We start from the raw sequence: 23,871 nt of genomic DNA, 5'->3' as shown, positions 1-23,871 counted from the left end.
TCCAAGGAGGAGGGGCTTAAAAAGAAGGATTCAGTCGAACAGGCTCGACACCGAGCTTTCGTCGGCGATGCGGCGGATCGCCTCGGCGATCAGCGGCGCGATGGTCAGGTGGCGGACCTTCTCGCCGGCGGCGACCACGTCGTGGTTGCCGATCGAATCGGTGATCACCAGCTCGCGCAGCTCGGACTTGGCGACGCGCGCCATCGCCGCGCCCGAGAGCACGCCATGGGTGCAGTACGCGACCACATCCTCGGCCCCCGCCGCCTTGAGCGCGGCGGCGGCGTTGCAGAGGGTGCCGGCCGAATCGACGATATCGTCGATCAGGATGCAGAAGCGGCCCTTCACCTCGCCGATGATGTTCATCACTTCCGACTCACCCGGACGCTCGCGGCGCTTGTCGACGATCGCGAGCGGGGCGTTGTCGAGCCGCTTGGCGAGCTGGCGGGCGCGGACCACGCCGCCGACGTCGGGCGAGACCACCATCCACTGCTTGTCGATGAAGCGCGTCTGGATGTCGGCCGACATCACCGGTGCGGCGAACAGATTGTCGGTCGGGATGTCGAAGAAACCCTGGATCTGCCCGGCGTGGAGATCGACCGAAAGCACGCGGTTGGCACCGGCGGTGGTGATCAGGTTGGCGACCAGCTTGGCCGAGATCGGCGTGCGCGGTCCCGGCTTCCGGTCCTGGCGGGCATAGCCGAAATAGGGGAGCACCGCGGTGATCCGCTTGGCCGACGCGCGGCGCAGCGCGTCGATCATGATCAGCAGCTCCATGAGGTTGTCGTTCGCCGGATAGCTGGTCGACTGGAGCACGAACACGTCCTCGCCGCGGACATTCTCGAGGATCTCGACGAAGATTTCCTCGTCGGCGAAGCGGCGGACATTCGCCTTGGTCAGCGGAATTTCGAGATATTCGGCGATGGCGCTCGCCAGCGGCAGGTTCGAATTGCCGGCCATGAGTTTCATAGGTGCGTGGCCTCCCGTGCCGCTTCGCGTGATCCCGATGCCCGCGCCCTTTAGTGCGACGTTTCCGTGACGCAAAGAGGCATTGCCGCTTTGGCTGTGCCAGCCTAGGCCGCGGGTATGACCGTCGTTACCCGTTTCGCCCCCAGCCCCACCGGCACGCTGCATGTCGGCAACCTGCGGACCGCGCTGCATAACTGGCTGTTCGCGCGTCGCCATGGCGGCACCTTCCTGCTGCGGATCGACGATACCGATGCCGTTCGCTCCGAAGAACGATTTGTCGACGCGATCCGCGCCGATCTCGCCTGGATGGGCCTGATCCCCGATGCCGAGGAACGGCAGTCGGCGCGATTCGATCGCTACGAGGCGCGATTCGCCCAGCTTGTCGCCGATGGCCGGGTCTATCCCGCCTATGAGACCGCGCAGGAGCTGGAGCTCAAGCGCAAGGTGCTGCTCGGCCGCGGCCTGCCGCCGGTCTATGACCGCGCCGCGCTGGCCCTGACCGACGAAGATCGCGCAAAATTGGAGGCGGAGGGCATCCGACCGCACTGGCGCTTCCGGCTCGACCATGACGAGGCGATCGTCTGGGACGATCTGGTGCGCGGGCCGCAGCGTTTCGAGGCGAGGCTGCTCAGCGATCCGGTGGTGCGCCGCGCCGACGGCTCCTGGCTCTATCTGCTGCCGAGCGTGATCGACGATATCGACATGGGCGTCACCCATGTCGTCCGCGGCGAGGACCATGTCTCGAACACCGCGAGCCAGATCCAGATGTTCACCGCGCTGGGCGGCGCAGTGCCGGGCTTCGCGCACGAGGCGCTGCTCACCGGCGCCGAGGGCAAGCTGTCGAAGCGGCTCGGCTCGCTGGGCATCGACCATTTCCGTGCGGCCGGCATCGAGCCGCAGGCACTGATCGCGCTGCTCGCCCGGCTCGGCACCAGCGACCCCGTCGAGCCCTTTGTCGATCCCGCGCCGCTGATCGCGACGTTCGATTTCGGCCGCTTCGGCCGCGCGCCGGCGCGGTTCGACGAGGCAGAGCTGGCCCAGCTCAACGCGCGCATCGTCCACCAGCTCGACCATGATGCGGTCGCCGACCGCCTGCCCTCGGGAATCGACGCGGCCGGCTGGGAGGCGATCCGCCCGAACCTCAACACCATTGCCGAGGCTGGCGACTGGTGGGCAGTGGTCGAAGGCCCGATCGCCGCCCCGCCGGTCGACGCCGAGGACCGCGACTTCCTCGCCCGGGCCCATGCGCTTGCGATGGATCTGGACTGGTCGGGGGACCCGTGGCGCGCGCTCACCGACGCGCTGAAGGCCACCACCGGGCGCAAGGGCAAGCCGCTGTTCCTGCCGCTCCGCCGTGCGCTCACCGGCCGCGACCATGGCCCGGACATGGCGGCGCTGCTGCCGCTGATCGGCAAGGATCGTGCGCTGGAACGGCTCGCCACGGGCTGAGCCGTTTCATCTTTACGCTACATATGTAACGTTGTACCATCACCTTCATCCGGCGTTCATAGACCGGTGTTGGAGAAGGATTGCAAGTCATGCATGCCGATAGTCGTTATCATGCCAGTGCACCGCGCTCGGTCAGCTTCGGCGCCGCGCTGGCCATCAATGGCGCGATCATCGCAGGGATGCTCTTCATGGCGCCCAATGTCCTGGTGCTCCGGGACGACCCGATCGTGATGCACCCGGTCGACGTGAAAGACGTGCCCCCGCCGCCGCCCGAGGATCAGCCGAAGCCGAAGCTGGAAAAGGTCGTCACGCCGACCCAGCCCCTGCCGACGATCCCGGACCCCGTGATTTCCCATCCCTCTGACAACCGGATCGAGTCCACCACCGTCATCGCCGATCCGCCGCTCCCGTACGTCAAGCCGGTCGACGCCGGGCCGCCCGTGGTCGCCGATCCGCCCAGGGCTGTCCCGGCCCTGATCGGCGCCAGCACCGATCCGCGCTTTGCGCAGGATTTCCAGCCCGAATATCCCTCCCAGGAAATCCGCGCCCAGCGCGACGGGCTCGTCACCATCCGCGTGCTGATCGGCACCGATGGTCGGGTAAAGGCGGTGGAGCCGGTGAGCGCGACCAGCGACGCCTTCTTCGCGGTCACCAAGCGCCAGGCGCTGGGCAAATGGCGCTTCCGTGCCGCGACGCGCGGTGGCGTGCCTGAGGAAAGCTGGAAGACGATGACTGTCCGGTTCCGGATCGAAGACGCCCGCTGATCGCCCTCCGATTGCAGCGGCGTGGACGCGGGGGCTGGCCCTGGAGCCCCCGCGTCCCTATCTTCGGCCACCGATGACCTTCCTCAAGTACATCTCGCCACTCAGGGCGCTGCGCGACCTCCGCGGTTATCTGGCGACGCGCAAGAAGCACGAACTCTGGTTCATGATCCTCGCGCTGGTCGTCACCTTTGGCGTCATCGTGGTGTTCGTGAAGGATTCGCACGTGCCGGTGCCGTACAAGAAGAACATCATCTATGTGGACAGCTGGCCGATCACGCGCACCGAAGCGGAGATCCGCGAGAAGCAGAAGGTCGACGAGGCCAAGCGCCAGGCAGAGGAAGCCGCCTTCCAGGAGCGCCAGAAAAAGCGCCAGGCCGAATTCAAGAAGTACGACGACTGGCTGAAGAAGCACGGGATTTGAACGACGCGCGCTGGATGGCGGGAGCGCTCGGCCTCGCCGAGCGCGGAAAGGGGCGGACGGCCCCCAATCCCAATGTCGGCTGTGTGCTGGTCCGCCAAGGCCGCATTATCGGCCGCGGCTGGACACAGCCCGGCGGGCGTCCGCATGCCGAGGCGATGGCGCTGGCGGAGGCGGGCGAAGCCGCGCGCGGTGCCACGGCCTATGTCACGCTCGAGCCCTGCGCGCATGTCTCGCCGCGCGGCCCGGCCTGCGCCGATCTGCTGGTCGCGGCTGGCGTCGCCCGTGTCGTCGCCGCGCTGCGCGATCCCGATCCGCGCACCGACGGCAGCGGCTTTGCCCGGCTGGAGGAGGCCGGCATCGCCGTCGAATCCGGCCTGATGGCAACCGAAGCCCGGCGCAGCATGGCAGGCTTCCTGACCCGCCTCGCCAGGGGCCGGCCCCACGTCACCCTCAAGCTCGCGACCTCGCTCGACGGACGAATCGCGCTCTCCACCGGCGAGAGCAAGTGGATCACCGGTCCCCAGGCCCGCGCCCATGTACATCTCGAGCGCGCCCGGCACGACGGCATCCTGGTCGGCCGCGGCACCTTCCTTGCCGACACACCGAAGCTCGACGTGCGCCTGCCCGGCCTCGCCGATCGCGCGCCACGCCGCATCCTGCTTTCCTCCACCGGCCCCACCCCGCCGGGCTGGGAGCGGATTGCCGACATTGCCGATATCCGCCACCTCACCGGCATCGACACGCTGATCGTGGAAGGTGGGGCCAAGGCGGCAACCGCATTCCTCCGCGCCGATCTGGTCGACCGGCTCATGCTCTACCGTGCGCCGATTCTGCTTGGCGGCGGCAAACCCGCGATCGAGGCATTCGGCCTCGCCGCATTGTCCGAGGCGCATGATCGCTGGCGCCTGCTGGACTCTCGCATGCTTGGCAGCGATCGGTTCGAGGTCTACGAGCGAAACGCATGTTCACCGGAATCGTAAGCGATGTCGGCACGATCGACGCGGTAACGCGCCAGGGCGACCTGCGCGTACGCGTGTCGACGGCCTATCCCACCCATGAGATCGACCTTGGCGCCTCGGTCGCCTGTTCGGGCGTGTGCCTGACGGTGGTCGACAAGGGCCCCGGCTGGCTCGACTTCGACGTGTCGGGCGAGACCGTCTCGCGCACCGCCGACGACCAGTGGACCGCCGGCCGCAAGCTCAACCTCGAGCGCGCGCTGCGCCTGGGCGACGAGCTGGGCGGGCACATCGTCACGGGCCATGTCGACGGCATCGGCCGGGTGAAGCTGGTCGAGGCGATCGACGGTTCGCACCATGTCGTGATCGCGGCGGGGCCGGAGATCGCCCCGTACGTTGCGCCCAAGGGCTCGATCACCGTCGACGGCGTGTCGCTGACCGTCAACGGGGTGGAAGACACCGCGGAAGGCGTCGAATTCCACCTCAACATCATTCCCCACACCGCCGCGGTGACGACCTTCGGGTCGCTGAAGCCCGGCCAGGCGGTCAATCTGGAGATCGACGTGCTGGCGCGCTATCTCCAGCGCATGGAGGCATTGCGTGCCAAAGGCTGAACTCGCCGCGCTCAAGCACGGCTTCCTCTCCTCGCCCGAGGAACTGATCGACGAGGCCCGCAACGGCCGGATGTTCATCCTGGTCGACGACGAGGATCGCGAGAATGAGGGCGATCTGGTCATCCCCGCCCAGATGGCGACGCCCGACGCGATCAACTTCATGGCAAAATATGGCCGCGGCCTGATCTGCCTCGCCATGACCAAGACGCGCGTCGACCAGCTCGGGCTCGAGCTGATGAGCCGCGCCAACGGCACCCGGCACGAAACCGCCTTCACCGTCTCGATCGAGGCGAAGGAAGGCGTGACCACCGGCATCTCCGCCGCCGATCGTGCCCGCACCATCTCGGTGGCGATCGACGGCACCAAGGATCGCGCCGACATCGTGACGCCGGGCCATGTCTTCCCCCTGGTCGCGCGCGACGGCGGCGTGCTGGTCCGCGCCGGCCATACCGAGGCGGCGGTGGACGTCGCCCGTCTCGCCGGACTCAACCCCGCCGGCGTGATCTGCGAGATCATGAAGGACGACGGGACAATGGCGCGGCTCGACGATCTCGTTGGCTTCGCCCAGCTCCACAACCTCAAGATCGGCACGATCCGCGACCTGATCGCCTATCGCCGGCGCCACGACCATCTCGTCGAGCAGCGCGCCGAGGCGAGCTTCACCAGCGAATGGGGCGGCGAGTGGCGCGCACTCACCTTCTGGAACAAGGCGACCGGCAGCGAGCAGATCGCGCTGGTCAAGGGCAAGATCGATCCGAGCAAGCCGACCTTGGTGCGGATGCATGCGCTCTCGCCCTTTGCCGATCTGTTCGGCGAGGGCGGCACGCGCGGCCGGCTGCTGCGGCGCTCGATGGAGATCATCGGTGCCGAAGGCGCCGGCGTGATCGTCGTGATCAACCGGCCGCGGCCCGACGCCTTCACGCTGGCGCTGCAGACCCGCAGCGGCGCGATCCCGCCCAAGGCGATGGACGAGCTGCGCGATTACGGTGTCGGCGCGACCATCCTTACCGAACTCGGCGTGCAGGACATGATCCTGCTCTCCAACACCCATCACACGCTGATCGGGCTCGACGGCTATGGCCTGTCGATCGTCGGCGAACGTCCCATCGATCCGGAGCAATAATGGCCAACATCCTCATCGTCGAAGCCCGCTTCTACGAGCATCTCAACGACATGCTGATCGCCGGCGCCAAGGCCGCGATCGAAGCGGCGGGCCACAAGGCCGAGGTGATCACCGTGCCGGGCGCGCTGGAGATTCCGGGCGCGGTCGCGCTGGCAGCGGACAGCGGCCGCTACGATGCGTTCGTCGCGATCGGCGTGGTGATCCGCGGCGAGACCTATCATTTCGAGATCGTCGCGGGCGAAAGCGCGCGCGGGCTGATGGCGCTGTCGATGGACGGGGTCGCGATCGGCAACGGCATCCTGACGGTCGAGAACGAGGCGCAGGCACTGGTCCGCGCCGACCCTGCGCAGAAGGACAAGGGCGGCGAGGCCGCCAAGGCAGCGCTGGCGATGCTGGCGCTCAAGGCCAAGTTCGGCTGATCCCATGGACATGCCGCCGTCCCGCTACCGAGTGGAAGAGCGGGGACGGCGGCTGGTCGTGGTCGACCGCGCCACAGGGCGCGAGGTGTCCCCCACCAAATCGCCCCTTCCGCTTGCGGGAGGGGAGGGCAGCCCAAAGCGGCGCGGACTGCGGTCAGCCCCTCCCCCATCCCCTCCCGCAAGCGGAAGGGGTGGGCAGGCTTGGCGGTTCGGAATTCAACGTCCGAAGGCCACACCGGACAGCTTCGTCACGCGCAGCTGGTTCGACGCCAAGGCACCGCGCACGATAAAGCTCAACTATGCCGCCCATTCGCGGCTGGCGACGCTGCGCTTCGCCGGTGCGATCCTGATCGCGCTGCTGGTGACGGGCAGCTTCCTGTTCTGGCCCTGGTTCCCCTTCACGCTTGCAGCGGTGCTGGCCCCCGCGAAAACGCGCGCGCGTCTCCGCGAGGCCAGCACCCGCTGGATCGACGGGTTCGATCAGGCCGACTGAAGCGCCAGTTCGTCCGCGGTCGGATAGTCGGTATAGCCCTCCGCCCCGCCGATATAGAAGAACTGCTCGCGCTGCGGATTGAGCGGTAGCCCCTCGCGCAGGCGGCGCGGCAGGTCCGGATTGGCGAGGAAGGTGCGGCCGAACGCGATCGCATCGGCTTCGCCCGCGTCCAGCGCCGCCTGGGCATTCACCGCATCATAGTCCGAATTGAGCGCCAGTACGCCGCGATACACTTTCCGCATCACCGGATGCACCGGCGGCTGGTCAGGCTCGCCTCGGCTGCCGCCCGGACGCGGCTCGCGCATTTCGAGGAACGCAACGCCGATATCGTCGAGCGCGGCGGCCGCCGCTTCGAAGAGGGGCGCCGGGTTGCTGTCGTTGACGCCCTGCACCTCGCCATTGGGCGAAAGGCGCACGCCGGTGCGACCGGCGCCGATCGTGTCGACGACGCGCTGGCTCACCTCGCGGAGCAAGCGGATGCGGTTCTCGATCGACCCGCCATATTCATCCTCGCGGAAGTTCGCATTGTCGCGCAGGAACTGGTCGATCAGATAGCCATTGGCGGCGTGGATCTGCACCCCGTCGAACCCGGCGCGGATCGCGTTTTCGGCCGCGCGTGCATAGTCGTCGAGGATGCCGGGGATCTCGTCGACGCGCAGCGGGCGGGCCTGGGTATAAGGGCGCTTGATCTCGCCGGCTTCCTCCGCCGGATAGGTGCGCACCTCGCCGGGTGCAGTCGTCGCCGAGGCGGAAACCGGCGGTTCGCCGCCAAGGAAGTCCGAATGGACCAGCCGGCCCATGTGCCAGAGCTGGGAGACGATCTTGCCGCCGGCTTCGTGGACGGCCGCGGTGACCGGCTTCCACGCCTCGACCTGCTCGTCGCTCCAGATCCCGGGCGCATAGGCCCAGCCGAGCCCCTGCTGGCTGATGCCGGTCGCCTCGGTGATGATCAGGCCCGCGCTGGCGCGCTGGCGGTAATAGTCGACCATCACCGGCGTCGGCACATGGCCGCGCGTCGAACGGCCGCGGGTGAGCGGCGACATCCACACGCGATTGGCGGCGTGGATCGCGCCGAGCTGAATCGGATCGAACAGGCTGGGCATTGAAATTCCCTTTGCAGCTTGTGACTTCGCACAGATAGGACGCTACAGGGCGCCATGCAGCGCAACGCACCGACAACAAAATCTTCCCCGGCACGAAGCCATGTTGCGACCGCGCTCGTTGCAGCGCTGGTCGCAAACGCCGCGCTGGCGACGGGCCCCCTGTTCGTGCGGATTGCGGATGTGGGGCCGGTGTCGGCGGCGTTCTGGCGGCTGATCATCGCGACGCCGATCCTGTTCGCCGCGGCGACGGCGATGGGCGAAAAGCCACTCGCGCTGGCCCGCGGGCGCTGGTGGATCCTCAGCATCGCCGGCGTGGTGTTCGCGCTGGACCTCGCCAGCTGGCATGTCGGCATCGTCCGCACCACGCTCGCCAACTCCACCCTGTTCGGCAATTCGGCCTCGCTGATCTTCCCGATCTACGGCTTCGTCGTCGCGCGCGCCTGGCCGAGCAGGATGCAGGGCGCGGCGCTGCTACTGGCGGCGATCGGCGGCGCGCTGCTGCTCGGGCGCTCGGCCGAGCTTTCCTCACGGCATCTGGCGGGCGACCTGTTCTGCCTCGCCGCCGGCGTGTTCTACGCGGTCTATTTCGCCCTGATGGCGCGGGTGCGGACGTCGCTCGGCCCGGTGCCGGCGCTGGCCCTGTCCTCGCTCGCCACCATCCCGCCGCTGCTGGTGATTGCGCTGGCGATGGGCGAGCAGATCGTGCCGCACCTCTGGTGGCCGCTGCTGGCGCTCGCCATCGTCAGCCAGCTGATCGGGCAGGGCTGCATGATCTATGCGCTCGGCCATCTCTCGCCGCTGGTGATCGGCATCGCGCTGCTGGTGCAGCCTGCGGTGGGCGCGGCGCTCGGTTGGATCATCTTCGGCGAGCGGCTCGGCACCGCCGACCTGTTCGGCGCGGTGCTGGTCGCCGCCGCGCTGGTGCTGGTCCGACAAGGGGCGGTACGGCCCAAGGGGTAGGCAGTTGCCGGGGCGCGGCTTCGCGCCTAGATCAGGCCCATGGATCTCGCCGACGCCACCCTCGACGAACTGCGCGCGGCGCTTGCGCCGTCGCTTGCCGCCAACGCCGCCTTTGACGGCTGGAACCAGCGCGCGCTCGACGCCACCGGCGACGGCATGGGGGTCGACCGCGATGTGGCGCGACTCGCCTTTTCGGACGGCCCGCTGGCGATGATCGACGCCTGGTTCGCGCATATCGACCGGGCGATGCTCGACGCGCTTTCGCCCGAGACGCTGGCGGGGATGAAGATCCGCGCGCGCATCACCGCGCTGGTCGAGGCGCGTCTGGCACTGCTCGCCCCCTATCGCGACGCGCTGCGCCGGGCGTTGGCGATCCTTGCCATGCCGCAAAATTTGGGCCGGGCCAGCAAGCTCGGCTGGCGCGCGGCGGACGCGATGTGGCGCGCGGCGGGCGACACCGCCACCGACTATAACCATTACACCAAGCGGATGACACTCGGCAGCGTCTATGCCGCGACCATCGCCGTGTTCGTGCAGGACGAGAGCGAGGAGTGGGCGGACACCCGCGCCTTCCTCGCGCGGCGGATCGAGGGCATAATGCGGTTCGAAAAGGCCAAGGCCGGGTTTGTGAGCCGCACGACCAACCGGCCGAGCCTCTCGCGCTTCATTGGCCGCCTGCGCTACCCGGCGATCTGAGGCCGCGCCGGGCTTGCCCGGTCCGCCACCATGCGTTCGCCGTCGATCGTGATCGGGCTGGCGAGGCCCGGCAGCCCGTCGCGCACGATCGCCATGCCGCGGGCGATCACCTGCGGATCAGCGAACACCTCGTCGACGCGGTTGATCGGCCCCGCCGGCACACCCTGCGCCTCCAGCGCCTCGTACAGGTCCGCCTTGGCCCAATCGAGGATCGCGCGGGCGAGCTGCGGGATCAGCGCATCGCGATTGGTCACCCGCGCCGGGTTGGTGGCGAAACGGGCATCCGTCGCCAGATCGAGACCGAGGATCGCGCACAGCTTCGCGAACTGCGAATCATTGCCCACCGCCACGATCAGCTCGCCGTCGCGGCAGGCAAAGGCCTGGTAGGGCACCAGATTCGCATGCCCGTTGCCCATACGGTGCGGCACCCTGCCGCTCGCCATCCAGTTGAGCGCCTGGTTGGCGAGCACCGCCACCTGGGTGTCGAGCAGCGCCATGTCGATATGCGCGCCCACGCCCTCCACGTCCCGTCGACGCAGCGCGGCGAGGATCGCGACGGCCGAATAGACGCCGGTGAAGATATCGGCATAGGCGACCCCCGACTTTTGCGGCGCGCCGTCGGGCTCGCCGGTGAGGCTCATCGCGCCGCCCATCCCCTGGATGATGAAGTCATAGCCGGCGCGGGCTGCATAGGGCCCGGTCTGGCCGAAGCCGGTGATCGAGCAGACGATCAGCCGCGGATTGTCAGCACGCAGGCTGGCGGCGTCGAGCCCGTATTTCACCAGCCCGCCGACCTTGTAGTTCTCGATCACCACATCGGCCCCGGCGATCAGCGCCTTGGTCGCCGCCTGGCCCTCGGGCGTGGCAATGTCGATGCCGACACTGGTCTTGCCCCGGTTGCAGGCGTGGAAATAGGCGGCATCGCGGTTCGCGCCCTCGGCATCGAGGAGGAAGGGCGGGCCCCAATGGCGAGTATCGTCCCCCGCCCCTGGTCGCTCGACCTTGACCACCTCGGCGCCAAGGTCCGCGAGCAGCTGCCCGCACCAGGGCCCGGCAAGGATGCGGGCAAGCTCGACGACCTTGATGCCGGCGAGCGGCTTCACGGGCGGGCGATCCGGTAGAAGACGTGGTCGGCAAGCCACTGGCCGTTGCCGCGCTCGTGCCGCCCGTCCTGCAACACCCCGCCGATCTTCTCCATCGCGCGCCGCGAGCGAACATTGTCGCGGCCGACGGCGAACACCGCCGCGCCGACATAGCGGTGGATATGATCGAGCATCAGCTGCTTGACCTCGCGGTTGCAGCCGCCGCCCCAGCGGCTGCGGACGAGAAAGGTGAAGCCGATCTCGATCTCGTCGCGCACCGGGTCGGGGTATACGTAGCGGCTGGCGCCGATCACCGCCTGGGTCTCGCGATCGCGGATCGTGAGGCTGCCGCGGCTTTCGAGCGCCCGCTCGAAATAGGTCCGGAAGGCAGCCTCCTGCCAGCGATTCGGCTCCGGATGCACCTCCCAGATCAGCGGATCGGACGCGGCTGCGTACAGCGCCTCCCAGTCCTCCGGCACCGTCGGCCGCAGCTCGACCGTGGTGCCGAGAAGAACCGGCTGCAGATCCATCAGAACGCCGCGATGCCGGTGATCGCCCGGCCGAGGATCAGCCCGTGCACGTCGTGCGTGCCCTCATAGGTGTTCACCGTCTCGAGGTTGATCGCGTGGCGGATCACATGGAATTCGGCCGAAATGCCGTTGCCGCCGTGCATGTCGCGCGCGATCCGGGCGATTTCCAGCGCCTTGCCGCAATTGTTGCGCTTGATGATGCTGATCGCCTCGGGGCTGAGCGTGCCGGCATCGAACATCCGCCCGCAGCGGAGCGCCGCCTGCAGCCCGAGCGCGATCTCGGTCTCCATATTGGCGAGCTTGAGCTGCACCAGCTGCGTCGCGGCGAGCGGCCGGCCGAACTGGTGGCGATCCAGCGTATATTGCCGCGCGGCATGGAAGCACGCCTCGGCCGCGCCCATCGTGCCCCAGGCGATGCCGTAGCGCGCGCGGTTGAGGCAGCCGAACGGGCCCTTCAGCCCCTGGACGTTGGGGAGCAGCGCGTCTTCGCCGACTTCCACCCCGTCCATCACGATCTCGCCGGTCACCGAGGCGCGCAAGCTCAGCTTGCCCTCGATCTTGGGGCTGGTCAGGCCCTTCATGCCCCGCTCCAGCACGAAGCCGCGGATCGCGCCGTCATGCGCGTCGCTCTTCGCCCAGACGACGAACACATCGGCGATCGGCGAATTGGTGATCCACATCTTGGCGCCGGTGATCCGGTAGCCGCCGTCGATCTTCTCGGCGCGCGTGCGCATGCCGGCGGGATCGGAGCCCGCATCCGGCTCGGTGAGGCCGAAGCAGCCGACCCATTCGCCGCTCGCCAGCTTGGGCAGGTACTTCCGCCGCTGCTCTTCGCTGCCATAGGCATGGATCGGGTGCATGACGAGTGAGCTCTGCACGCTCATTGCCGAGCGATAGCCCGAATCGACCCGCTCCACTTCGCGCGCGACCAGGCCATAGGCGACATAGCCGAGCCCGGCGCCGCCATAGGTTTCGGGGATCGTCGGGCCGAGCAGGCCCAGCGTGCCCATCTCGGCCATGATCTCGCGGTCGAAGCGTTCCTCCAGATAGGCGGAGGTGACGCGCGGGAGCAGCTCGCCCTGCGCGTAATCGCGTGCGGCGTCGCGCACCATCCGCTCTTCGTCGGTCAGCTCGCCGTCGAGCCCGAACGGATCCTGCCAGTCGAACCGGCCCATTTCTGCCATTTCAGTCGTTCCTCGGTGTCTCCGGTGCCGGGGCGGGGGCGGGTGCCGGCGCCACGACCGGGGGTTTGGGCGGCGTTGCAGCGGCCGCCTTCTCTATTTCGTCCAAAGCCTTGCGCGCGTTGACATAGCGCGTGGCGGCGCTGGTCCAGCCCTCCGCCACGGAAGCGCCGGGCATGTGCGCCACTTCGGCGATCGCGGTCTCGACATTGCCGGCGGCCAGCGCGCTGCGGGCGCGGCGCAGGCGCTCGGCCGGACGCGGGCTGGGCATGCCGGCCTCGTGGAGCACGAACAGGTCGCCGACAAAGGCGCGGAAGCGCACCCACAGGCTGTCGTCCGGTCCGGTGCCGAGCCGCGGCGCGATCGTGTCGAGCGCGATGCGGAGATCCTCGATCGTCAGCGGATCAGCAGCCGCGGCGACGATCGCGCCGACCGCCTGCGGATGCCGCTCGCCGAACCGGGCGCGGAGCTGCTGCTCCAGGCTGCCCAGCGGCTGGCCGCGCTCGACAGCGCGGCGCACCGCGGCGGCGACCATCAGCCGCTCGGCCTGGGTGGAATATTGCGCCGCATTGCGCGCGCTCGCATCCGCCTCGCGCAGCTGCACCTCCAGCGCGTCGAGCCGGGCGGCGAGCGCGCTCTCGCGGGCGTCGAGCGTGGCGACGTCGGTGGCGGGCGGCAGCACCGGCGGCGGCATCTTCAGCGGTTCGACGGTCGGCGTCGGGGCGGCGGACGGCTTGGCGGTGCCGGCCGGGGAGCTCGCCAGATGCGGCCCGGCGAGTTCGATCGCCCCCGCCGTCAGCGCGATGCCGGCGAGGAAGCCAAGCCCGGCGGGAATCATTCGGGTACGGCGCGGACTCAGGGTTCGGACCGGCTCGGGCGCCAGGGGCTCGTCGCTCATGGGCGCCCTTTTCGCCGCGTGGGCCGCGCGGGTCAATCGGCGAGCGCGATGGCGGTGTCGATCACCGCTTCGGTATCGGGGCGAGGCGCGATCGCGGTCACCCGCCACCCGCTGCCCGCCGCCGCCGCTGCCGCCTCGCTGATCGCGGCAAGGCGCATCGCGCCGGGATCGGCGACGAGCTCGGCCAGCCGGGCGCCTGCACGCGCGGACTGAATGAGAGCGACGCTCCCCGCCAGCGCGGCGATCTCGGTCGCCGAGACCGGCAGCGCTTCGCTTGCATAAACGGGCACAACCGCAGCGACGATGCCGCCCGCCTCCAGCGTCCGCTCGCGACCCGCCAGGTGCAGGGCGCACCGCACCCCCGCCGCGGCCGCTTGCTCGACGAGCGGCGCCGCCCCCGCCTCGCCCACCGCGACCACGTCGAGATGCGCGCGGCGCGCGGCCGAAGCGGTCGCCTCGCCAACGGCATGGACCGGCAGCCCGCGCAGCGCGGCAAGCCCGTCGCCCGCCAGCCGCACGGCGTTGGCGCTGGTAAGGATCAGCGCATCGAACGCGGCTGCATCGGGGAGCGTCCAGTCGAGCGGCCGCGTCGCGAACAACGGCAGCCGGATCGCGGTCCGGCCGCGACCTTCGATCGCCGCGGCGGTGATGCGGTTGCCGGGCTCGGGCCGGAGCACCGCGATCGGGCGGCTCATCCGGCGAACAGCGCGCGCACCGCCTCTGGCGCGCGGTCGAGCAGGTCGCGGGCGAGCGTTGCCGGCAGCATCGCATCCTCGGGCGCGCCTTCGATCATGCCATGGACATGCGCGCTACCGTCCGCGGCATAGAGTTCGGCCTCGATCGTCAGGATCGCGCCCTCGATCGTCGCGAGCGCCGCGACCGGCGAGTGGCAATCGGCCATCAGCGCGGCGAGCAGCGCGCGTTCTGCCAGCACGCAGGCGCGGGTCCTCGGGTGGTCGATCGCCGCCAGCAGTCCCAGCATGCGCGTATCGCCGGCGCGCGCCTCGATCCCGACGGCGCCCTGCGCCGGCGCAGGCAGCATCACGTTGGTGGGAAGGACATGCCCGATATCATGCCGGCCGAGCCGGTCGAGCCCCGCCGACGCGAGCAGGGTCGCGTCCGCCTCCCCCGCCGCCAGCTTGGCGAGCCGGGTGTCGACATTGCCGCGGAACAGCACGGTGGCGATATCGGGCCGGTGCCGCTTCACCTGGGCGGCGCGGCGCGGCGAGGCGGTGCCGAGCACCGCACCGGGCCGGAGCGCGGCAAGCGATTCGGCGCCGACCAGCCGGTCGCGCACATCGGCCCGCGGCAGCATCGCGGCGATGACAATGGCCTCGGGGCGGATCGTCTCGACATCCTTCATCGAATGCACCGCGCAGTCGATCTCGCCTGCCAGCAGCGCGCGATCCAGCTCCTTGGTCCACAGCGCCTTGCCGCCGATCTCGGCGAGCGGACGATCCTGCACCTTGTCGCCGGTGGTGCGGACGACGACGATCTCGCCCTCGATCCCGTGCGCCGCCTGCAGCGCATCGCGAACCATCTGGGCCTGGGTGAGGGCGAGCGGCGATCCGCGCGTGCCGATCCGGAATGCAGTCATGGGCCAAGGTGCTAGGGTCGCGCATGGGCGAGGGCAATGGGTGACTTTGCGGAGCCTTGGACCGCGCGAATCCGGGCGCGCCTCTGGACCCTGCCGCCAAGCGGCTTAGATGAGGGTCATGGCACTCATCCTCGGACTTGAATCGAGCTGCGACGAAACTGCGGCGGCCCTGGTGACAAGCGACGGCACGATCCGCGCGCACAAGCTCGCGCGCCAGGAAGAGGCGCACCGCCCCTATGGCGGCGTCGTCCCCGAAATCGCCGCGCGCGCGCATGTGGAAATGCTGGGCCCGCTGGTCGAGGCTGCGCTGGCGGAGGCCGGGGTGACGCTCGACCAGGTCGACGCGATCGCCGCCACGGCCGGGCCCGGGCTGATCGGCGGGGTGATGGTCGGCCTCGTCACCGGCAAGGCACTCGCGCTGGCGGCGAACAAGCCGCTGGTCGCGGTCAATCACCTGGAGGGCCATGCGCTGTCCCCCCGCCTCGGCGACCAGAGCCTGGAGTTTCCCTATCTGCTGCTGCTCGTCTCGGGCGGGCATTGCCAACTGCTGCTGGTGGAAGGGGTCAGCCGCTATCGCCGGCTCGCCACGACGATCGACGATGCCGCGGGCGAGGCGTTCGACAAGACCGCCAAGCTGCTCGGCCTCGGCTTCCCCGGCGGCCCGGCGGTCGAGAAGGCAGCCGAGCGGGGGAACCCCAGGGCGGTGCCGCTGCCGCGCCCGCTGGTCGGCTCGGGCGAGCCGCACTTCTCCTTTGCGGGGCTCAAGAGCGCGGTCGCCCGCGCGGTGAACGATTATAGCGCCGAGGACCTCGCTGCCTCGTTCCAGCAGGCGGTGGTCGACTGCCTGGTCGACCGCACCCGCCGCGCGCTGGCCGGGGTGCAGCCGACCGCGCTGGTTGTCGCCGGGGGCGTCGCCGCCAACAGGACGGTGCGCGGGGCGCTGGAGGCGCTCGCGGCCGCGCATGGCCTGCGCTTCGTCGCCCCGCCGCTGTGGCTGTGCACCGACAATGCCGCGATGATCGCCTGGGCCGGCGCCGAGCGCTTCGCCCAGGGGCTGACCGATCCGCTCGACACGCCGGCGCGTGCCCGCTGGCCGCTCGACCCCGATGCGGAAAAGGTACGCGGCGCGGGAGTGAAGGCATGAACATCGGCGTAATCGGCGGCGGCGCCTGGGGCACCGCACTCGCTCAGGTAGCGGCCCGCGACGGCGCGCCGGTGCTGCTCTGGGCGCGCGAGCCCGAGGTGGTGGAAAGCATCAACGCCGTCCAGGAGAACCGCCAGTTCCTCGCCGGCGTGCCGCTCTCCGCCAGCATCCGCGCGACCGGCAGCCTGGGCGATCTTGCCGGCTGCGACGCGCTGCTGGTGGTCGCGCCCGCGCAGCATGTCCGCGCGGTGCTGGCCGAAGCGGCGGTGGGCACCACGCCGCTGGTGCTGTGCGCCAAGGGGATAGAGGCCGGCACGCGGCTGCTCGTCGGCGAAGTGGCGCGCAGTGTGGCGCCCCATGCGCCGATCGCAGTGCTTTCCGGCCCCACCTTCGCGCACGAGGTCGCCGCCGGAAAGCCGACCGCGGTCACGCTCGCCTGCGAGGATGCCGATCTGCGCACCCGGCTGATCGACCGGATCGGCGCACCCGCCTTCCGCCCCTATGCCTCGGCCGACGTGATCGGCGCCGAGATCGGCGGCGCGGTGAAGAACGTGCTCGCCATCGCCTGCGGGGTGGTGGAAGGCGCCGGCCTGGGCCTCAACGCCCGCGCCGCGCTGATCGCCCGCGGCTTTGCCGAAATGACCCGCTTCGGTCTCGCCCGCGGCGCGCAGGCGGAAACGCTGACGGGCTTGTCGGGGTTGGGTGACCTCGTCCTCACCTGCTCCTCGACCAATTCGCGCAATTTCTCGCTCGGTGTCGGGCTCGGCCAGGGCCGCAGCGCCGCCGAGCTGCTGGCCGATCGCAAGACGGTGGCCGAAGGCGCCTTCACCGCGCCGGTGCTGCGCGAGGCGGCAGCGGAAGCCGACGTTGACATGCCGGTGACCGCGGCAGTCAACGCGCTGCTCGAAGGGGCGCCGGTGGGCGCGGTGGTCGAGGCCTTGCTCAGCCGGCCGCTCAAGGCGGAAGGGCTGCCCGGCGACTGATCCGGACCGCCTGCGCGGTTGACATCGGAGGCGACCCATGGCTCTATTGGATCCAATAGAGCCGCATGGCGCGGCCGATGGAGAGGCGCATGATTCGGTCCCTAGACGACAGCCAGGCAAAGACCGCGCCCTGGCCGCTCCACGCCTGGTACGTGGCCGCGGCAGCCGACGAACTCGCCGATCGCCCGCTCGGCCGCACGATCTGCGGGACGCCCATGGTGTTCTTCCGCGGTTCGGACGGGCAGGCGGTCGCGCTTGAGGATTTCTGCCCGCACCGCGGCGCACCGCTGTCGCTCGGCTTCGTCCGCGACGGGGAACTGGTGTGCGGCTATCACGGGCTGGTGATGGGCTGCGCCGGCCGCGCCACGTCGATGCCGGGGCAGACGGTCGACCGCTTCACCGGCATCCGACGCTTCGCGGTGATCGAGCGCTATGGCTTCCTCTGGGTCTGGCCCGGCGAGGCCGAGACCGCCGATCCGGCCGGGCTCCACCATCTCGAATGGGCGGAGAGCCCCGAGTGGGCCTATGGCGGTGGCTATTACCACATCCGGTGCGACTATCGGCTGATGATCGACAACCTCATGGACCTTACCCATGAGACCTATGTCCACAGCACGAGCATCGGCCAGAAGGAAATCGACGAGGCGCCGGTCGAGACGCTGATCGAAGGCGAGCAGGTCGTCACCCGTCGCTTCATGGACGGGATCGAAGCGCCGCCCTTCTGGAAGATGGCGCTGCGCGGCGCCGGTCTGCCGGACGGCGAGGCGGTCGACCGCTGGCAGATCTGCCGCTTCACCCTGCCCAGCCATGTGCTGATCGAAGTGGGCGTCGCGCTTTCCGGCAAGGGCGGCTATCACGCCGAGGATCGCTGGAAGGCCTCCAGCATCGTCGTCGACTTCATCACGCCCGAGAGCGAGACCTCGCACCATTATTTCTGGGGCATGGCGCGGCGCTTCGCGGTGGCGGATGCAGCGCTCACCGACACGATCCGCACCGGCCAGGGCAAGATCTTCGGCGAGGATCTGGAGATGCTCGAGCGGCAGCAGGCGAATCTCCTGCGCTATCCGGAGCGCAAGCTGATGAAGCTCAACATCGATGCCGGCGGCGTGCGCTCGCGGTTGATGATCGACCGCGCGATCGCAGCGGAGCAGGCACCGGCGGTCGACGCCGCCGCCTAACCTGCTGCCCTCTTGGCGGCATGCCTGCGCGATGCTTTAAGCGCCGGCGATGGAAAAGCCTGCCAAGCCGGGCCAGCAGGTGCTGGTCGCGCTCCGCCGGATGATCGCCGACGGCACGATCAAGCCCGGGGACCGGATCGCCGAGATTCCCACCGCGGAGGCGCTGGGCGTCTCGCGCATGCCGGTGCGCACGGCGCTGCGCGCCCTGGAGCATGAGGGGCTTGTCGTGAAGCTCGGCGCGCGCGGCTATACCCCGCGGACGATGGACGCCGCCGCGATCGCCGGCGCGATCGAAGTGCGCGGCGTGCTGGAGGGGCTGGCGGCGCGGCGCGTCGCCGATCGCGGGCTGACACTGGCCGAGGCAGCCGACCTCGAAGCAATCCTGGCCGAAGGGGACGCGCTGTTCGCCAAGGGGCATCTGGTCGATAGCGATCTCGATGGCTTCTACCGCTACAATATCGCCTTTCACGACCTGCTGATCGTAGCGAGCGGCAACCCCTCGATCGCGCTGGCGCTGGGACGGAACAACCATCTGCCCTTCGCCTCGGCGGCGGCGCTGGCGCTCGACTGGGACGATCTCGAAGGCGAATATCACCATCTGCTGAAGGCCCATGACGAGCATCGCGCGGTGTTCGCGGCGATCCGCGCCGGCGATGCCGATCAGGCCGAGCAGCTGATGCGCGACCACGCCGCCGTCGCGATTGCCAATCGCCGCGCGTTCCGTATGCTGGACGCCGAACGCTAGAGCAGCCCCAGCCCGGCCAGTTCGCCCATCAGCGACGGCGGCAGCTCGTCCGCGCCGCCCTCCAGATCGCCAAGGTCCGGCGGTGCATCGGCCGCTTCGAGATAGCGCCAGCCCTGATGCGCACGCTTGGGCCGCGCCTGGACCAGCACCAGCTCCGGCGCGAGCAGAATCGCGGTGCGGCCGCCCTCGGCCTCGCCAAAGCCGAGAATCGGCGAGCGCCCGACCAGCTGGTGCTTGAGGATCCAGAACAGCGAGCCGCCGACAATCTCTTCATGCCGCTTGGGCAGATAGCGCGTGGTGAGCGCAACGCCGCCGAGCGCGGCGCGCGCCTCCAGTCGGGATCGCAGGAAATCGACGCTGTCGCAGGCAAAGGCGACCTTGGTGAGATGGAGTGGCACGCCGGCCGATTTGGGCAATCCGGCGCCCGCGATCAAGTCAGCCGCCCAGCCCCACCAGCGTCGCGAGGCCGAGGAACGAGAAGAAGCCCATCACGTCGGTCATCATCGTGACGAACACCGCCGAGGAGACGGCGGGATCGACGCGCAGCCGATCGAGCGTCACCGGGATCAGCACGCCGGAGAGCCCCGCGATCAGGTTGTTGATCACCATCGCCATCGCGATCACCGCCGCGAGCCAGGGGATGCCATAGATCAGCATGGTCCCCGCGCCGATCGCCACGCCCAGCGACGCACCATTGGCGGCGGCGATGCGCAGCTCGCGCAGGATCATCCGCAGCGTGTTCGATTCGGTCAGCTGGTTGGTCGCGATCGCGCGGACCACCACCGCCAGCGTCTGGGTGCCGGCATTACCGCCCATGCCCGAGACGATTGGCATCAGCACCGCGAGCAGCGCGAACTTGGCGATCTCGCCCTGGAACAGCCCGACCACCGACGCGGCCAGTATCGCGGTACCGAGATTGACGAACAGCCAGGTCAGCCGCGTCTTGACGGTGAGCAGCACCGGCTCGTTGATGTCGCCCTCGCCGGCACCCGACAGGCGGAGAATGTCCTCGCCGGCTTCCTGCGAGATGATGTGGACCACGTCGTCCACCGTGATCATGCCGACCAGCCGGCCGCTGGCATCGACCACCGCAGCGGAGATCAGCGCATATTTCTGGAAGCGCAGCGCCACTTCCTCCTGGTCCATGTCGACCGGGATCAGCGTCTGCTCGCGCTTCATTACATCGCTGATCGTGATGCCGCGCGGCGTGCGCAGGATCCAGGAAAGCTCGCAGGTGCCGATCGGCTTGTGCGACGGATCGACGACGAAGATTTCCCAGAAATCGGTGGTCAGCTCGTCATTGCCGCGCAGATAGTCGAGCACGTCGCCGACGGTCCAATGCTCGGGCACCGCGATCAGCTCGCGCTGCATCAGGCGGCCGGCGGTTTCCTCCGGGAAGGACAGCGCTTCCTCGATCGCCGCGCGGTCGTCGGGGTCGAGCGCGCGGAGCACCTCGCGCTGGTCCTCGACATCCATGTCCTCGATGATCGCGACGGCGTCGTCGGTATCGAGCTCGGCGGCGAGGTCCGCCACCTGGTGCGGCTCGAGCGCATCGACCAGCGCCTCGCGCACCCAGTCGTTCATCTCGGCGAGCACGTCGCCGTCGATCAGGTCGGAGATGGCGGTGACGACGTCGGCGCGCTGTTCGGAGGGGACCAGCTCGATCAGGTCGGCGATGTCGGCCGGGTGAAGCGGCGCGACCAGCGCATGCGCCGCCTCGTTGTCGCCTTCGTCCACCGCCTCGAGCACCGCGCTGACGAATTCGGGCTTGAGCCGATCGTCCTCGTCGAGCTGGCTTTCGGGCGCTGCGGCCTCTTCGTGCAGTTCGGTCTCGCTCACCGTCCGACCTTCCGTGCTGCGGCCCCTGGCGGGGGCGCTGCCATCCCCAGCGCGGATTTGCAAGTCGGCAGCGCACCGCCTAGGGCTTCGCTGCAGTTTTAGAGAAGAGGTGCCCCATGGCCGAACCCACTACGCTCGTACTCACGCTCGATACCGGCGACGTCCGCATCCGCCTCCGCCCCGATCTCGCGCCGAACCATGTCGCGCGCATCGCCGGCCTCGCCGACGAAGGCTTTTACGACGGCGTGGTGTTCCACCGCGTGATCGACGGCTTCATGGCGCAGGGCGGCGATCCTTCGGGCACCGGTATGGGCGGTTCGGACAAGCCGGACCTCGCGCAGGAATTCTCCAAGGAGCGCCACGCCCGCGGCGTCTGCTCGATGGCGCGCACGATGAACCCGAACAGCGCCAACTCGCAGTTCTTCATCTGCCTCGACGATGCGAGCTTCCTCGACGGCCAGTACACCGTGTGGGGCGAAGTGGTCGAAGGCATGGAGCATGTCGACGCGCTGCCCAAGGGCGAGCCGCCGGCGAACCCGGGCAAGATCGTCAAGGCCCGCACCGAGGCGTGATGCGTGTTCTCCCTCCCGCTTCGCTGAGGCGGGAGGGGCTGGCGCGGCGGTCGCGCGATGAGGCCCGCGGGGGATTGTACCGCCACCCTCCCCACTCCCCGTCATCGCCGCGAAGGCGGGGATCCATTGGCGCTGAATCATGGGCTCCTGTCCCCAGCGTCCTGGCAAATGGATTCCCGCCTTCGCGGGAATGACGATGGTGTGACGAGGGAATGCACCCGTCTCCGCTTCACAAGATGGTAAGCTCACCGCGCCTAGGACTCCGCGCTCCATCCGGATGACGCCCATATTGCAAACCATTCGCAATCGCAATAATCCCTAAAAGGGTGGATTTCACGCGCGCGCTGTGCTTAGGCGGGCGCGATCCTTTCCCCGTTCCCTTGAAAAGGCGGACTGCTCCCATGAACATCCACGAATATCAGGCCAAGGAACTGCTCGCGAAATTCGGCGTGCCCGTGCCGGCCGGCTTTGCCGCGATGAGCGTCGAGGAGGCCGTCGAAGCCTCGAAGAAGCTGCCTGGGCCGCTCTATGTCGTGAAGGCGCAGATCCATGCCGGCGGCCGCGGCAAGGGCAAGTTCAAGGAACTGCCGGCCGAAGCCAAGGGCGGCGTCCGCCTCGCCAAGACCGAGGACGAAGTCCGCCACGCCGCGACCGAGATGCTCGGCAACACGCTGGTGACGATCCAGACCGGCGCTGCCGGCAAGCAGGTCAACCGTCTGTACGTCACCGACGGCGTCGACATCGCCAAGGAATTCTACCTCGCGCTGCTGGTCGATCGCGCCACTGGCCGAGTCGCGTTCGTCGTCTCGACCGAAGGCGGCATGGACATCGAAACCGTCGCGCATGACACGCCGGAGAAGATCCACACCTTCGACGTCGATCCCGCGACCGGCTTCATGCCGCACCACGGCCGCGCCGTCGCCAAGGCGCTCGGCCTCGAGGGCGATCTCGCCAAGCAGGCGCAGAGCCTGGCCGGCAAGGTGTACAACGCCTTCCTCGGCACCGACGCCTCGCAGATCGAGATCAACCCGCTCGCGGTCACCGAAGACAACAAGCTGATGGTGCTCGACGCCAAGGTCGGCTTCGATTCGAACTCGATGTTCCGTCACAAGGACCTGATGGAACTGCGCGACGAGACCGAAGAGGATCCGATGGAGCTCGAGGCGTCGAAGTACGACCTCGCCTACATCAAGCTCGACGGCGACATCGGCTGCATGGTCAACGGCGCCGGCCTGGCGATGGCCACGATGGACATCATCAAGCTGAACGGCATGTTCCCGGCCAACTTCCTCGACGTCGGCGGCGGCGCGAACAAGGAGAAGGTCACCGCGGCGTTCAAGATCATCCTGAGCGATCCGGCGGTGAAGGGCATCCTGGTCAACATCTTCGGCGGCATCATGCGCTGCGACATCATCGCGGAAGGCATCGTCGCGGCCGCCAAGGAAGTGAACCTCGCGGTGCCGCTGGTCGTCCGCCTCGAAGGCACCAACGTGCAGCAGGGCAAGGACATCTTGGCCAATTCGGGCCTCGCCATCGTTCCCGCCAACGATCTGGGCGATGCCGCCCAGAAGATCGTGGCGGAGGTGAAGAAGGTCGCGTGAGCGACGCGGCCGCCCCGACTGGCAAGTCGGTCGAGGGCGGCTGCCGCTGCGGCCGCGTGCGGTTCCGGGTGACGGGCGATGCGCTCGTCACCATGGCCTGCCACTGCGCCGGCTGCCAGCACATGACCGCCAGCGCCTTTTCGCTGAGCGGGCTCTACCCGGCGGAAGCGTTCGCGGTGACGGAAGGCGAACCGGTACTCGGCGGCCTCCACGGTGCCACCCGGCATTTCCACTGCGACCATTGCAAGAGCTGGCTGTTCACCCGGCCCGAGGGTCTCGATGCCTTCGTCAACATTCGCACGACGATGCTCGATACGCCGATGTCCGCCCCGCCCTTCCTCGAGACCTGGACCGAGGAAGCGCTGCCCTGGGCCGCGACGGGCGCGTCGTACAGCTATCCAAAATTTCCGCCCCCGGAATCCTTCGGCACGCTGATGCAGGCGTACGCCGAATCGCTTGCGAGCGGTTGACGTTCGCGTAAACGTAACCCAATTGTCAGGGGGATAGCCCCGGCAGACAGGAAGGATGCGATGAAGGTCTTGGTGCCGGTCAAGCGT

27 protein-coding genes are annotated in these 23,871 nt (G+C 68.9%); 17 read left to right on the top strand and 10 right to left on the bottom strand.

Annotated features, from left to right (window positions below):
* Nucleotides 1-30 precede the first annotated feature (30 nt).
* Nucleotides 31-966, bottom strand: a complete 936-nt coding sequence (locus tag SAZ01S_RS21035) for a ribose-phosphate pyrophosphokinase (protein WP_084584251.1) — start codon at nt 964-966, stop codon at nt 31-33.
* Between the two features lie 117 nt (nt 967-1,083).
* Here SAZ01S_RS21035 and gltX point away from each other — a divergent pair, with 117 nt between their 5' ends.
* The 8 genes from gltX (at nt 1,084) to SAZ01S_RS20995 (ending at nt 7,205) form a co-directional block, all read left to right on the top strand.
* The gene (gltX, locus tag SAZ01S_RS21030; protein ID WP_084584249.1) at nt 1,084-2,415 is read left to right on the top strand and encodes a glutamate--tRNA ligase; all 1,332 of its coding nucleotides are present in this window, start codon (nt 1,084-1,086) and stop codon (nt 2,413-2,415) included.
* Between the two features lie 89 nt (nt 2,416-2,504).
* Nucleotides 2,505-3,179 (top strand): energy transducer TonB, encoded by a 675-nt coding sequence (locus SAZ01S_RS21025; RefSeq protein ID WP_084584248.1) that lies wholly within the window; start codon nt 2,505-2,507, stop codon nt 3,177-3,179.
* 73 nt (nt 3,180-3,252) lie between these two features.
* Nucleotides 3,253-3,600 (top strand): hypothetical protein, encoded by a 348-nt coding sequence (locus SAZ01S_RS21020; protein ID WP_084584246.1) that lies wholly within the window; start codon nt 3,253-3,255, stop codon nt 3,598-3,600.
* Complete coding sequence (gene ribD, locus SAZ01S_RS21015) at nt 3,597-4,580, top strand: bifunctional diaminohydroxyphosphoribosylaminopyrimidine deaminase/5-amino-6-(5-phosphoribosylamino)uracil reductase RibD (RefSeq protein WP_439951243.1); 984 nt, start codon at nt 3,597-3,599, stop codon at nt 4,578-4,580. Before SAZ01S_RS21020 ends, ribD begins: the two co-directional genes overlap by 4 nt.
* A complete protein-coding gene (locus SAZ01S_RS21010; RefSeq protein WP_084584242.1) occupies nt 4,562-5,170 on the top strand; it encodes a riboflavin synthase in 609 nt (202 codons plus the stop codon). The genes ribD and SAZ01S_RS21010 overlap by 19 nt, the downstream gene beginning before the upstream one ends.
* Entirely contained in the window at nt 5,157-6,293 is a 1,137-nt protein-coding gene (ribB, locus tag SAZ01S_RS21005; protein WP_084584241.1) for a 3,4-dihydroxy-2-butanone-4-phosphate synthase, read from the top strand. The genes SAZ01S_RS21010 and ribB overlap by 14 nt, the downstream gene beginning before the upstream one ends.
* Nucleotides 6,293-6,712: a 6,7-dimethyl-8-ribityllumazine synthase gene (ribH, locus tag SAZ01S_RS21000; protein WP_084584239.1), complete on the top strand. Its 420-nt coding sequence runs from the start codon at nt 6,293-6,295 to the stop codon at nt 6,710-6,712. The genes ribB and ribH overlap by 1 nt, the downstream gene beginning before the upstream one ends.
* Nucleotides 6,713-6,716: 4 nt before the next feature.
* Nucleotides 6,717-7,205 (top strand): hypothetical protein, encoded by a 489-nt coding sequence (locus tag SAZ01S_RS20995; protein WP_245825086.1) that lies wholly within the window; start codon nt 6,717-6,719, stop codon nt 7,203-7,205.
* On the opposite strand, the gene SAZ01S_RS20990 is transcribed toward SAZ01S_RS20995, so the two are convergent.
* Nucleotides 7,193-8,308: an alkene reductase gene (locus SAZ01S_RS20990; protein ID WP_084584238.1), complete on the bottom strand. Its 1,116-nt coding sequence runs from the start codon at nt 8,306-8,308 to the stop codon at nt 7,193-7,195. The two genes, SAZ01S_RS20995 and SAZ01S_RS20990, sit on opposite strands and share 13 nt — an antisense overlap.
* Before the next feature lie 54 nt (nt 8,309-8,362).
* Here SAZ01S_RS20990 and SAZ01S_RS20985 point away from each other — a divergent pair, with 54 nt between their 5' ends.
* Complete coding sequence (locus tag SAZ01S_RS20985) at nt 8,363-9,268, top strand: DMT family transporter (RefSeq protein ID WP_084584236.1); 906 nt, start codon at nt 8,363-8,365, stop codon at nt 9,266-9,268.
* 39 nt (nt 9,269-9,307) lie between these two features.
* The gene (locus SAZ01S_RS20980; protein WP_084584235.1) at nt 9,308-9,964 is read left to right on the top strand and encodes a COQ9 family protein; all 657 of its coding nucleotides are present in this window, start codon (nt 9,308-9,310) and stop codon (nt 9,962-9,964) included.
* Here the strand turns inward: SAZ01S_RS20980 and SAZ01S_RS20975 are convergent.
* From SAZ01S_RS20975 to hemC, 6 genes are read right to left on the bottom strand one after another with little or no spacing between them, the layout of a single operon-like run.
* On the bottom strand, nt 9,949-11,067 hold the full coding sequence (locus SAZ01S_RS20975) for a CaiB/BaiF CoA transferase family protein (RefSeq protein ID WP_084584233.1): 1,119 nt from the start codon (nt 11,065-11,067) through the stop codon (nt 9,949-9,951). The genes SAZ01S_RS20980 and SAZ01S_RS20975 overlap by 16 nt on opposite strands.
* Entirely contained in the window at nt 11,064-11,576 is a 513-nt protein-coding gene (locus SAZ01S_RS20970; RefSeq protein ID WP_084584232.1) for a GNAT family N-acetyltransferase, read from the bottom strand. The genes SAZ01S_RS20975 and SAZ01S_RS20970 overlap by 4 nt, the downstream gene beginning before the upstream one ends.
* A complete protein-coding gene (locus SAZ01S_RS20965) occupies nt 11,576-12,760 on the bottom strand; it encodes an acyl-CoA dehydrogenase (RefSeq protein WP_084584230.1) in 1,185 nt (394 codons plus the stop codon). Before SAZ01S_RS20965 ends, SAZ01S_RS20970 begins: the two co-directional genes overlap by 1 nt.
* Before the next feature lies 1 nt (nt 12,761).
* Nucleotides 12,762-13,655 carry a hypothetical protein gene (locus SAZ01S_RS20960; RefSeq protein ID WP_084584228.1) on the bottom strand — a complete coding sequence of 298 codons (894 nt, stop codon included), beginning with the start codon at nt 13,653-13,655 and terminating at the stop codon, nt 12,762-12,764.
* A gap of 32 nt (nt 13,656-13,687) precedes the next feature.
* Nucleotides 13,688-14,350, bottom strand: a complete 663-nt coding sequence (locus tag SAZ01S_RS20955) for a uroporphyrinogen-III synthase (RefSeq protein ID WP_084584226.1) — start codon at nt 14,348-14,350, stop codon at nt 13,688-13,690.
* On the bottom strand, nt 14,347-15,252 hold the full coding sequence (hemC, locus tag SAZ01S_RS20950) for a hydroxymethylbilane synthase (RefSeq protein WP_084584225.1): 906 nt from the start codon (nt 15,250-15,252) through the stop codon (nt 14,347-14,349). The genes SAZ01S_RS20955 and hemC overlap by 4 nt, the downstream gene beginning before the upstream one ends.
* 118 nt (nt 15,253-15,370) lie before the next feature.
* On the opposite strand from hemC, the gene tsaD reads away from it, so the two are divergent.
* The 4 genes from tsaD (at nt 15,371) to SAZ01S_RS20930 (ending at nt 19,302) form a co-directional block, all read left to right on the top strand.
* Entirely contained in the window at nt 15,371-16,396 is a 1,026-nt protein-coding gene (gene tsaD / locus SAZ01S_RS20945; protein WP_084584223.1) for a tRNA (adenosine(37)-N6)-threonylcarbamoyltransferase complex transferase subunit TsaD, read from the top strand.
* Nucleotides 16,393-17,379 (top strand): NAD(P)H-dependent glycerol-3-phosphate dehydrogenase, encoded by a 987-nt coding sequence (locus tag SAZ01S_RS20940; RefSeq protein ID WP_084584222.1) that lies wholly within the window; start codon nt 16,393-16,395, stop codon nt 17,377-17,379. Before tsaD ends, SAZ01S_RS20940 begins: the two co-directional genes overlap by 4 nt.
* An 89-nt stretch (nt 17,380-17,468) precedes the next feature.
* Complete coding sequence (locus SAZ01S_RS20935) at nt 17,469-18,557, top strand: Rieske 2Fe-2S domain-containing protein (protein WP_084584253.1); 1,089 nt, start codon at nt 17,469-17,471, stop codon at nt 18,555-18,557.
* A gap of 49 nt (nt 18,558-18,606) precedes the next feature.
* Nucleotides 18,607-19,302 (top strand): GntR family transcriptional regulator, encoded by a 696-nt coding sequence (locus tag SAZ01S_RS20930; protein WP_084584220.1) that lies wholly within the window; start codon nt 18,607-18,609, stop codon nt 19,300-19,302.
* Here the strand turns inward: SAZ01S_RS20930 and SAZ01S_RS20925 are convergent.
* Both SAZ01S_RS20925 and mgtE read right to left on the bottom strand, forming a co-directional pair.
* Nucleotides 19,299-19,700 (bottom strand): DUF1489 family protein, encoded by a 402-nt coding sequence (locus tag SAZ01S_RS20925; RefSeq protein ID WP_084584219.1) that lies wholly within the window; start codon nt 19,698-19,700, stop codon nt 19,299-19,301. The genes SAZ01S_RS20930 and SAZ01S_RS20925 overlap by 4 nt on opposite strands.
* A 37-nt stretch (nt 19,701-19,737) precedes the next feature.
* Nucleotides 19,738-21,141, bottom strand: a complete 1,404-nt coding sequence (gene mgtE, locus SAZ01S_RS20920; RefSeq protein ID WP_084584217.1) for a magnesium transporter — start codon at nt 21,139-21,141, stop codon at nt 19,738-19,740.
* A gap of 116 nt (nt 21,142-21,257) precedes the next feature.
* Between mgtE and SAZ01S_RS20915 the strand changes: the two genes are divergently transcribed.
* The 3 genes from SAZ01S_RS20915 (at nt 21,258) to SAZ01S_RS20905 (ending at nt 23,784) form a co-directional block, all read left to right on the top strand.
* Nucleotides 21,258-21,713 carry a peptidylprolyl isomerase gene (locus tag SAZ01S_RS20915; protein WP_084584216.1) on the top strand — a complete coding sequence of 152 codons (456 nt, stop codon included), beginning with the start codon at nt 21,258-21,260 and terminating at the stop codon, nt 21,711-21,713.
* Nucleotides 21,714-22,114: 401 nt separating this feature from the next.
* A complete protein-coding gene (gene sucC, locus SAZ01S_RS20910) occupies nt 22,115-23,314 on the top strand; it encodes an ADP-forming succinate--CoA ligase subunit beta (protein WP_084584214.1) in 1,200 nt (399 codons plus the stop codon).
* A complete protein-coding gene (locus SAZ01S_RS20905; RefSeq protein WP_084584213.1) occupies nt 23,311-23,784 on the top strand; it encodes a GFA family protein in 474 nt (157 codons plus the stop codon). The genes sucC and SAZ01S_RS20905 overlap by 4 nt, the downstream gene beginning before the upstream one ends.
* Nucleotides 23,785-23,871 lie beyond the last annotated feature (87 nt).

The organism is Sphingomonas azotifigens NBRC 15497, assembly GCF_002091475.1.
GTDB lineage: Bacteria > Pseudomonadota > Alphaproteobacteria > Sphingomonadales > Sphingomonadaceae > Sphingomonas > Sphingomonas azotifigens.
The sequence above is the reverse complement of the archived record's forward strand: the minus strand, read 5'-3'. Positions and strand labels throughout refer to the sequence as shown.